The organism is Pseudomonas sp. RIT411 (assembly GCF_003057735.2).
Lineage (GTDB): Bacteria > Pseudomonadota > Gammaproteobacteria > Pseudomonadales > Pseudomonadaceae > Chryseomonas > Chryseomonas oryzihabitans.
In genome coordinates this window covers 26,201-35,323 of record NZ_QBIZ02000032.1, presented here as the reverse complement: position 1 = coordinate 35,323, position 9,123 = coordinate 26,201, and the positions used below count along the sequence as shown (strand labels likewise).

Here is a 9,123-nt window from a genome sequence, read left to right as displayed (position 1 = left end):
GTCACCCCGCCTTTGCGCCAGCGAAGCGGCGCCTTCGCGCGCCCGGTTGCCCGCTAACGGCGCCCATGGAGCAGGCCACAGAGCACCGGGATCAGCCCCAGGGTCACCAGGGTGCCCAGGGCCAGGCCGCCGATCATGCTGATGGCCATGCCCGTCCACAGGGGGCCGGCAAAGAGCATCAGCGGGATGAGACCGAGGATGCAGGTCAGCTTGGTCATGATGATCGGCCGCAGGCGCTCGCCGGCGGCGTCGAGCAGCGCCGGCACCAGGGGCTTGCCGGCCTGGCGTTCGGCTTCGATGCGTTCGAGCAGCAAGACCGCGTTGTTGACGATGATGCCGGCCAGGGACAGCAGTCCGAAGGTGGCCATGAAGCCGAAGGGATGGCCACTCAGCCAGAGCGCCAGGGCCACGCCGATGAGGATGAAGGGGATGCTGGCAACGATGATGAGCACCTTGCGCCAGGAGTCGAATTGCCAGAGGAACAGTAGCAGCATGGCCACGGCGGCCAGCGGCAGGTAGCGCAGCAGGGCGTCGTTGGCGGCGGCGGAATCCTCGCTCTCGCCGCCCAGCTCCAGGCGGTAGCCGGGCGGCAACTGCAGGGTCGGCAACTGGGGCGCGAGGGTGGCGACCAGGGTGGCGGCGGTCATGCCGGGATTGCGCGCGCTGACCGTGAGGGTGCGCTGCAGATTGCGTCTGACCTTGACCCCGGCCTCGCTGGCCAGCTCGATCCGGGCCACCGCCGCCAGCGGCAGCGGCGCGCCGCCGCCCTGGGGATAGACCAGCAGGCTGCCTGGATCGCCGTCAGGGGCAGGGCTGCGCACGGCGATCTCGACCGCATACTGGCCATCGCGCAACCGGGCGCCGCTCAGGCCGTCGCCGGCCAGTTGCAGCGTCTGGGCCAGGTCGCGCCGGTCGAGTCCGGCGGCGCGGGCCCGGGCCGGGTCGACCTCGACCTGATAGCGCAGCAGCCGCGGACCCCAGTCGTCCTGGATGTCGCGGGTCCCGGGGACGGCGGCGAGCAGGTCGGCAAGATCGGTGCCCAGCTGACGCAGGACCGCCTCGTCCGGCCCGCTCAGGCGATAGACCGCCAGGCCGCTCTCGGTGGTGCCCAGGGAAAAGCGCTTGGGCTGGGCGCGCACCTCGGGATAGCCGCGCGCCAGCTCATTCCCGACGCGCGTCATCACTTGGGCGAGATCGGCGTCCGGGCGAGTGGTCACGGTGAAATAGGCGACATTGGGACCGGGCAACGGCGGATTGAGTCCCAGCACGATGCGCGGCCCGCCGTCGGCGACGTAGCCGATGCTTTCGACGATATCGGCATCCGCGCCCAGCCAGCGACTGAAGCCCTGCATGAGGTCCAGGGTGCGCTCGGCCGAGGTGCCGGGTTCCAGCTGGACGGGGATCTGGAACTGATTGCGATCCGAAGGCGGCAGGAAGTCGTAGGGCAGGCTGAGCACCTTGAGGGTGGCCAGCACCAGCAGCCCGAGCATGGCCAGCAGATAGGCCAGCCGGTGCCGCAGCAGGGCTTCCAGCAGTCGGCGATAGCCCCGGTGCAGGGCGCTGTCGGTGCTGGCGCCGGTATGGGTGGGATCCGGCACCAGGCGCAGGCAGAGCAGCGGCGTCACCGTCAGGCTGAGCGCCCAGGAGCCCAGCAGGGTGAGCGCCAGCACCACGGCCAGGGACCTCAGGTATTCATTGGTGCTGGTCTGGCCGAGAAAGAACGGCGAGAAGGCCAGGATGATCACCAGCGACGAGGTGAGCAGCGGGATGGCCAGGGTCCGGCCGGCGGCCTCGCAGGCGGCGCGGCGGTCCTCGCCGGCGCGCAGGCGTCGTTCGATGTCTTCGGCGATGACAATGCCGTTGTCCACCAGCAGTCCCAGCGCCAGGATCAGCGCGGCGATGGACACCGTCTGCAGTTCGATGCCCAGGGCGCGCATGACCAGCAGGGTGGCCAGTACCGTGAGCGGCACGATGGCGCCGACGATCAGTCCCAGGCGCCAACCCAGGAACAGCATGACCACCGCCATGACGATCACCATGGTCTCCATCAGCACGTGCTGCATGCGCGCCATGGCGTGATGGACCACCTCGGCCTGGAAGGTCACCCGGTGCAGGGCGAACCCGGCGGGCAGACTGGCCTCCAGGGCCTTGAGCCGGTCGTGCAGCGCAGCGCCGAAGGCTTCCACGTTGCGTCCCGGGGTCATGGCGATGCCCAGCACCAGGGCGCGCTCGCCGCGATAGAAGGCGGCGCTGCGCACCGGCTGCGCGGGTTCGACCCGCACCTGGGCCAGCTCGGCCAGGGGCACGGCGCGGCCGTCGGCCAGCTGGATCGGCACGGCGCGCAGCGCGGCGGGATCGGCCAGTTCGCCGCCGATGGCCAGGCTCAGCGTACGGTCGCCCTGGCGCAGGCTGCCGCCGCTGACCAGTGCGTTGCGCGCCCGCAGCTGCGCCAGCAGGGCCTGGGGCGAAAGACCGGTCCGCGCCAGGGCGGTGGCGTCAAGGTCGAGGGTGACGCGGTCTTCCTGCAGGCCATAGAGGGCGATGCGATCCACCCCGGGCAGATCATAGAGCGCCCGACGCAGCCGTTCGGCTTCGCTGCGCAGTTCGCTCGGGCTGAAGCCGGGCGCGGTCACGGCGATGGACGCCACTGCCACCCGGCCGAAGTCGTCGTCCACCACCGGCCCCTGGGTGCCTTCGGGCAGCTCTTGCGCCACCTCGGCGACCTTGTTGCGCACCCGTTGCCAGAGCGCCGGCAGGTCCGTGATCTCGTCCCGTGCGGTGAGCTGGACGATGGCCTGGCCGGGTCTCAGGGTGGTCACCAGGGTCTTGAGTTCGGGCAATTCGCGCAGCCGGTCTTCCAGCGGCTTGGCCAGCAGCTCTTCCACCCGGTCGCTGGGCAGGCCGGGCAGGGCGACGCTGACCAGGGCGTCGCGCACCGTGACGCTGGGCTCCTCCTGGGAGGGAAAGCCGAGAAAGGCATAGAGACCGCCGAGCAGCAGGGCCAGGGCGACAAAGAGCACCAGGCGACCCCGGCGCAGGGCGAAAGCGGTCAGGGACATAACTTACTCCCCCGTGAGCACGGTGCCGGGCCGATAGGGCAGCACATGCTCGCCCGCGCGCAGGAAGGCGGCGCCGGCCACCACGATCTGGTCACCCTCGGCGAGACCGCTGGCGATCAGCGCCTGGCCCTGCTGCAGGGCCGCCACCGTGACCGGGCGCGGTTTCACCTGCTGGGTCTCCGGCTGGTAGACATAGACCTGACCGGCGCTGCCGCTCTGACCGGGCAGCAGCGCGCCCAGGGGCACGGCCAGCTGCGCCTGGGCCGGCAGAGGCAGACGCACGTCCAGCAGGCTGCCGCTGGGCAGGGCCGGTGCCTGCTGGTCGAGGGCGAAGACCGCTTCCTGCAGCAGGCCCTGCTCGGCACGCGGTGAAAGACCGACCAGCCGGAGCGGCAGGGGCGCGCCGTCGCGCGTGGCATAGGCCTGGGCCTGAGTGCCGGGCGCCAGCCCCTGGGCCAGGGCGGCCGGCACCTGCACCACCACCTGACGTTCGCCGTCGGCCTGCAGCCCGAACAGGGTCTCGCCCGCGCCCACCAGCCGCAGCGGCTGCGGCGCGCGCAGGACGATCTGGCCAGCGAAGGGCGCTATCAGCCGGGTCTGGGCCAGGGCGCGGCGCGCCAGGTCCAGTTCCGCCTCGGCGCCTCCTTGCTGGGCCTGGGCCGCACCCAGGGCTGCGTCGGCGGCTTCCAGCTCGGCCTTGGCCAGGTTGCCGTCGGCGAACAGCTGCCGAGCACGCCGCTGCCCGGCGCGGCGCTGGTCCAGCTCCACCCGAGCGGCCTGCACCCGAGCGCTGGCCTGGGCCAGGCGCAGGCGTGCCGGTTCGGCGTCCTGCTCGGCGAGCAGTTGCCCGGCCGCGACCCGGGCACCCACGTCCACGGCCACCCTCAGCACCCGGCCGCCATTTTCGAAGGCCAGCGCCGAGCTGTGCGGCTGGCGCACCAGGCCGGGTAGCAGCGGGGCCTGGGGCGCAAGGCGCGCGACCGGCGCGAGCTTGACGGTGCGCAGGGGCACCGGACCGGGGCGTTCATCGGGTGAACAGCCGCCCAGCAGGGGCAGCAGCAAGAGGAAGGTGAGGGCGGAGGTCAGGCGCGGGCCGGGCATGGCGGGCTCCAGGATCAGAAGCTGTAGGTCAGGGCGACTTGGGCGGTGGTGTCGGTGGCGCGCTGCCGCAGCGGGCTGTCGCGTGCCTGGTCGCCGTAGTAGGTGGTGGTCAGGGTCGCCACCGAACTCCAGTGCGGATCGAAGGCGTGCAACCAGTTCAGCGCGGCGGAATAGGCATAGATGCCCCGGTCGAGCCGCGCCGGGGCGAAGCCGCTGGCGGCGCTCTGGGCGGCGGTGACGCCGAAATAGGTCTGGTTGAAGCGGCGGTCGCCAGCGTGGGCGTCGAGATCCAGCGCCAGGGTGTCCTGGTCGGTGTGCAGGCCGATGGCTTCCACGCCCAGGCGATAGCGATTGCCGCGCTGGGCCCCGGCCAGTCGCCATTCGCCCTCGGCGTTGAGGCTGAGCCAGGGCGCCAGGGCCTGGCTCAGATTGAGGTCCAGCACCGTGGCGCCGTCGACCTCGCCCATACCCTTCAAGCGGTCGGCGCCTGGCCGCGAGGCGTTGTCGCGGTCATCGCGGCCGAAGTCGTAGTTCAGGGCGCCGCTGAGGGTCAGTCCCTGGGCCGACTGCCATTGCAGGCCGAGGCCGCGACTGGTGTCGGCAAAGAAGGGCCCACGCTGCACCACCACCAGCGGCAGCAACTGCGGCCGGTAGGCGGCCGAACCCATGTAGCGACTGACCGCGCCGGCCACCAGGCCGAGGCTGACGTCGGTGTGGTCACCCCAGGGCGAGGCGTCGGCCGCCTGGGCGGCCAGGGGTGTCAGGCAGAGCAGCAGCGGCAGCAGGGTGGTACGGGTCATGGCGAGTCCTCTCAGGTGGCGGAAGGGTGGTCGAGGCCGTGCAGGGCGCGGTACAGGCGCAGGCGATTGAGGCGCAGGGCCTGGCCGGTCTGGCGCAGCGCCTCGCCGGCGCGCAACCCGTCGAGACCGGCCTGCAGGCTCGCGCCGGGATCGCCGGCCCCGGCCTGCCACTGGCGCGCCAGACGCTGGCGGCGCGCCTGGCTCAACTGCAGCTGGGCGGCCAGGGTCTGCCGCTGCGCGAGCAGCAGGCGGCGCTCTTCCAGGCCGTCGGCCAGTTCGTGAAAGGCGTCCTGCAGGGTGCGTTCGTAGGCGGCCAGGGCCAGGTCGCGAGCGGTCCTGGCGGCGTCCAGGTTGGCCTGGTTGCGCCCGCCGTCGAACAGCGGCAGGGACAGCGACGGCGTCAGCAGGCGCAGCCCCTGGCCGGCGCTGAACAGGTCCTGCAATTGCGGACTGGCCAGGCCCACCGCGGTGCTCAGGCGAATGCTCGGGAAAAAGGCGGCGCGGGCCGCGCCTATGCTGGCGTTGGCCGCCTGCAGGCGCTCCTCGGCCGCGCGCACGTCGAGACGCTCCAGCAGGCGGCTGGAGGGCAGGTCGGCCAGCTCGCCCGGCAGTTCCGGCGGCGGACCGGCCGGGGCAGGCGCAGCGCTGGGCGAGGGCGCCAGCCGGTAGCCGGTGACCCAGGCCAGCGCCCCATAGGCCTGGGTGCGTTGGCTCAGGCGCTGTTGCTCCAGTTGGCGTGCGTCCAGGGCGGCCTGGGTCAGGGGCTCCAGGGCAGCCGGGGCCAGGTCGCCGGCGGCGATGCGTGCCCGGGTCCGCTGCACCAGCTCATCGCTGAGGGCCGCCATGGCCTGGGCGCTGAAGACCTGGGCATCGGCCTCGCGGGCCAGCAGGAAAAGGCGCGCCACCTCGGCTACCAAGGCGCCGCGCGCGGCCTGCTGGCCATAGGCGCTGGCCAACAGTTGGTGGCGGGCCTCTTCGCCGAGGCTGGCTACCCGCCCGAAGAAGTCCAGTTCGAAGGCGTCCACGCCGAGGGTGGCGGTGGCCAGGTCCTGCTGGTAGCGCTCGTCCAGCGCCTGGTCGGCGAAGCGCTGGCGCGGCCGCTGCACCGCCAGGCCCAAGGTGGGCCAGCGGTCGGCCTGGCGCGCGCCCAGCTGCGCCCGTGCCTGCTCGACCCTGAGCTGGATTATCCGGTAGTCTCGATTGCCCGCCAGCGCCTGGCCCACCAGCGCTGGCAGGAGAGCGTCAGCGCTGACCGCGGCCAGCAGTTGGCGCTCGTCAGGGCTGAGATCAACGCCCACCGCGGGGGCAGCGTCCTGCCGCTGCCACAGCCCCTGGTGCGCGGGCACCGGCAGGGGCGGCCGCTGGTAGTCGGGAATCAGCGAGCAACCGCTGAGGCCTAGCAGACCGATCAGCAGCAACTGGCAGGTGATGGAAGCGGCGAGTGAAGGCATGGCAGGCGGACCCGGTGCAAGGCATGGGTCGCAGCCTATGGACGCCGAATCAAGATTCCTTCGGCGAATTGTCGAGATTCGATCAAGAGAGCGGACGTGGGCGACAAACTCATACTCATCGTCGAAGACGACGCCGACAGCGCCAGCGTGCTGGAGGCCTATCTGCTGCGCGACGGCTTCGCGGTCATCCTCGCCGAAGACGGTCGCCAGGGGCTGGAACTCTTCCAGCGCGAGCGACCCGATCTGGTGCTGCTCGACATGATGCTGCCGCGCCTCGGTGGCACCGAGGTGCTGGCGCAGATCCGCCGCGCCGGGGATACCCCGGTGATCATGGTGACCGCCATCGGCGACGAGCCGGAAAAGCTCGGCGCCCTGCGGTATGGCGCCGACGACTACGTGGTCAAGCCCTACAACCCCAAGGAGGTGGTGGCGCGGGTGCACGCGGTGCTGCGCCGCTGCCACCAGGCGCCGCGCGATGACCGCTGGCTGCGCCATGGCGCCCTGACGGTGGATCTGGAACGTTTCAGCGCCACCGTCAAGGCACGCGCCCTGGAGCTGACGCCCACCGAATTCGGCCTGCTCGCCACCCTGATGCGCACTCCGCACAAGGCCTTTACCCGCGAGGAATTGCTGGAGCGCTGCCTGCCGGAAAGCGAGGCCCTGGCGCGGGTGGTGGACACCCACCTGCACAACCTCAGGCGCAAGCTGGAAGCGGCGGGCCTTCCCGGCGTGCCGGTGACGGTGCGCGCCATTGGCTATCGCTTTTCATGAAGCGCCAGGCCCCGCTGGGGCGCTGGGTCGGCTGGCGCATGAGCCTGCTGGCCCTGGGCGCGGTGCTGCTGATCGCCGCCGGCATGTACCTCTGGTTTCTCTTTGGCGACTGGTGGGTGCTGCGCCAGGTGCCCCAGGCGGCGCGGGCGGAAATCCTCCAGCTGCGCGCCGATCCAGAGGAAAACGAGGCGCGACTCTGGGCGCTGTTCAGCCACTACTATCCGGTGCGCTATTTCCTGCCCGGCATCGCCAGCCGCGACTGGTGGGTGCTGGCGGGGCTGCTGCTGGCGGCCGTGCCGCTGATCCTGCTGGCCGGCTTTCGGCTGTCACGCCCGCTGTCGAGCCAGTTCTCCGCCATCGCCGCGGCGGCGCGGCGGGTGGCCTCCGGCGATCTGGAGACCCGCCTGGAGGTGGCCGAGACGGCGCCAGCGGAATTGCGCCGCCTGGCGCTGGACTTCAACAGCCTCACCGCGCGGCTGCAGCAATACGAGCGCGACGTGCGGGATTCCAGCGCCATCCTCGCCCATGAGCTGCGCACCCCGCTCAACGCCGCCTCGGTGCGGGTGCAGGGCATCCTCGACGAGGTCTTTCCCGCCGATGCCCGCCAGTTGCAGATGGTCAAGCGCCAGCTCGACCTGCTCAACACCCTGGTGGGCGATCTGCACACCCTGTCGCTGGCCGAGGCCGGGCAACTGGCGCTGGATCAGCGGCCCTTCGCCCTGGCGGCATTGGTTGAGGAGCGGCTGGCCTGGTTCGCGCCCCAGCTGCAGGCCGAGGCCATCCAGCTGCGCCTGGAACTGGATCCCCGCCAACGGCTGTACGCCGACCGCCATCGCATCGGCCAGTTGCTCAACATCCTGCTGGAAAACTTCCTGCGCTATGGCGCCAGCGGCGGCGAACTGGAGATCGTCCAGCTGGCCCTGGCCGAGGGCCTGGTGCTGGAATTCCGGGATCGCGGCCCGGGCATCGCCGAAGCCGATCGCGAGCGGGTCTTTCACCGCTTCTGGCGCGCCGACAGCTCCCGGGCACGGCACCTTGGCGGCAGTGGCCTGGGCCTGTCCATCGCCCGCGCCATCTGCGCGGCGCATCAGGGCCGCATCGTCGCCCTGGGGCGCGAGGGTGGGGGGACGGTCATGCGCATCGAGTTGCCGGGACGGCTGTCCTAACGCGGCGGGCGTCTGGAACGACTGCCCCTGTCTGGGCGACAGGGGCAGCGGGGCTCAGGCGGAGGCGTCGTCTGCGGGAGCGGCAACGGTCTCGGCCGCTGCAGGCGCTTGCGCTTGCGCTTCGGCAGGCGCGGCGGTGTCCGCCTTGGCCTTGGCCTGCTCACGGCGGGCCTGGGCGCGCTGGCGGCGTGCCTGCTGCTTGGCATAGACCGCCTGGGAGGCGGTCACGGTGCCAGCCGGCTGGCCATCCAGATCCAGGCGCGGGGCGTTTTCGGTCATGGCCGCCCAGTAGCGGGTGCCGCGACACCAGGTGGCGATCGACTGCTTGAGCTGATCACCGGTGATGCCCAGGCGCTCAAGGTGCTGCTCGGCGTCCTTCAGGATGCCTTCCTTGAGCGGCACCTTGGGTGCCGGATTGACCGGGAAGGCCAGCGGGAAGTGCTTTTGCAGACGGCGGATGCCTTCGACCACCGGATCCTGCTCGCGGGGCTTCTGCTCGCGGGGCTTGGCTTTCGGTGAAGGTCTCCGCGCCGGCCGCTCGTTGCTCTCGGTCTTTACCTGCGCTTTTTCGGCCCGCAGGCGGTCGCGTAGTTCAGCTAGTTGCTCAAAGCCCATCGTTCAGCTCACCGCTCCAAATAGAATTCACGTGCAAGGGTAACCCATGCCGGGCTTGGACCGCGCCAATCGCAGATCGGCACGCCCAAGGCTGGCGGCCCGTCATTCTAAAGGCTGGTTTGCCGCTCGTGCATCCTTGGCGGCGTCATTCCCGGCGGAT

The 9,123-nt window shown here is 71.2% G+C and carries 7 protein-coding genes; 2 read left to right on the top strand and 5 right to left on the bottom strand.

The window, feature by feature from the left end; translation table 11 throughout:
• Positions 1-53: 53 nt before the first annotated feature.
• Genes DBY63_RS24415 through DBY63_RS24400 form a run of 4 tightly spaced genes read right to left on the bottom strand, consistent with a single transcriptional unit; the run spans position 54 to position 6,411 of the window.
• Complete coding sequence (locus DBY63_RS24415; RefSeq protein ID WP_108583019.1) at positions 54-3,059, bottom strand: efflux RND transporter permease subunit; 3,006 nt, start codon at positions 3,057-3,059, stop codon at positions 54-56.
• A gap of 3 nt (positions 3,060-3,062) precedes the next feature.
• The gene (locus DBY63_RS24410) at positions 3,063-4,160 is read right to left on the bottom strand and encodes an efflux RND transporter periplasmic adaptor subunit (RefSeq protein ID WP_108583020.1); all 1,098 of its coding nucleotides are present in this window, start codon (positions 4,158-4,160) and stop codon (positions 3,063-3,065) included.
• Between the two features lie 14 nt (positions 4,161-4,174).
• Positions 4,175-4,960 (bottom strand): MipA/OmpV family protein, encoded by a 786-nt coding sequence (locus tag DBY63_RS24405; RefSeq protein ID WP_108583021.1) that lies wholly within the window; start codon positions 4,958-4,960, stop codon positions 4,175-4,177.
• Positions 4,961-4,971: 11 nt separating this feature from the next.
• The gene (locus DBY63_RS24400; RefSeq protein ID WP_108583022.1) at positions 4,972-6,411 is read right to left on the bottom strand and encodes an efflux transporter outer membrane subunit; all 1,440 of its coding nucleotides are present in this window, start codon (positions 6,409-6,411) and stop codon (positions 4,972-4,974) included.
• A gap of 96 nt (positions 6,412-6,507) precedes the next feature.
• Between DBY63_RS24400 and DBY63_RS24395 the strand changes: the two genes are divergently transcribed.
• Together DBY63_RS24395 and DBY63_RS24390 are read left to right on the top strand one after the other, a co-directional pair.
• The gene (locus tag DBY63_RS24395; RefSeq protein ID WP_108583023.1) at positions 6,508-7,182 is read left to right on the top strand and encodes a response regulator; all 675 of its coding nucleotides are present in this window, start codon (positions 6,508-6,510) and stop codon (positions 7,180-7,182) included.
• Complete coding sequence (locus tag DBY63_RS24390; protein ID WP_108583024.1) at positions 7,179-8,348, top strand: ATP-binding protein; 1,170 nt, start codon at positions 7,179-7,181, stop codon at positions 8,346-8,348. Before DBY63_RS24395 ends, DBY63_RS24390 begins: the two co-directional genes overlap by 4 nt.
• A 54-nt stretch (positions 8,349-8,402) precedes the next feature.
• Here DBY63_RS24390 and DBY63_RS24385 read toward each other — a convergent pair whose 3' ends face one another.
• The gene (locus DBY63_RS24385; RefSeq protein ID WP_007158634.1) at positions 8,403-8,963 is read right to left on the bottom strand and encodes a ProQ/FinO family protein; all 561 of its coding nucleotides are present in this window, start codon (positions 8,961-8,963) and stop codon (positions 8,403-8,405) included.
• Between the last annotated feature and the right edge of the window lie 160 nt (positions 8,964-9,123).

Excerpts from the sequence above, each read along its gene's own strand:
- DBY63_RS24415 (WP_108583019.1), bottom strand. The coding sequence starts at position 3,059 with ATGTCCCTGACCGCTTTCGCCCTGCGCCGGGGTCGCCTGGTGCTCTTT.
- DBY63_RS24410 (WP_108583020.1), bottom strand. The coding sequence starts at position 4,160 with ATGCCCGGCCCGCGCCTGACCTCCGCCCTCACCTTCCTCTTGCTGCTG.
- DBY63_RS24405 (WP_108583021.1), bottom strand. The coding sequence starts at position 4,960 with ATGACCCGTACCACCCTGCTGCCGCTGCTGCTCTGCCTGACACCCCTG.
- DBY63_RS24400 (WP_108583022.1), bottom strand. The coding sequence starts at position 6,411 with ATGCCTTCACTCGCCGCTTCCATCACCTGCCAGTTGCTGCTGATCGGT.
- DBY63_RS24390 (WP_108583024.1), top strand. The coding sequence starts at position 7,179 with ATGAAGCGCCAGGCCCCGCTGGGGCGCTGGGTCGGCTGGCGCATGAGC.
- DBY63_RS24385 (WP_007158634.1), bottom strand. The coding sequence starts at position 8,963 with ATGGGCTTTGAGCAACTAGCTGAACTACGCGACCGCCTGCGGGCCGAA.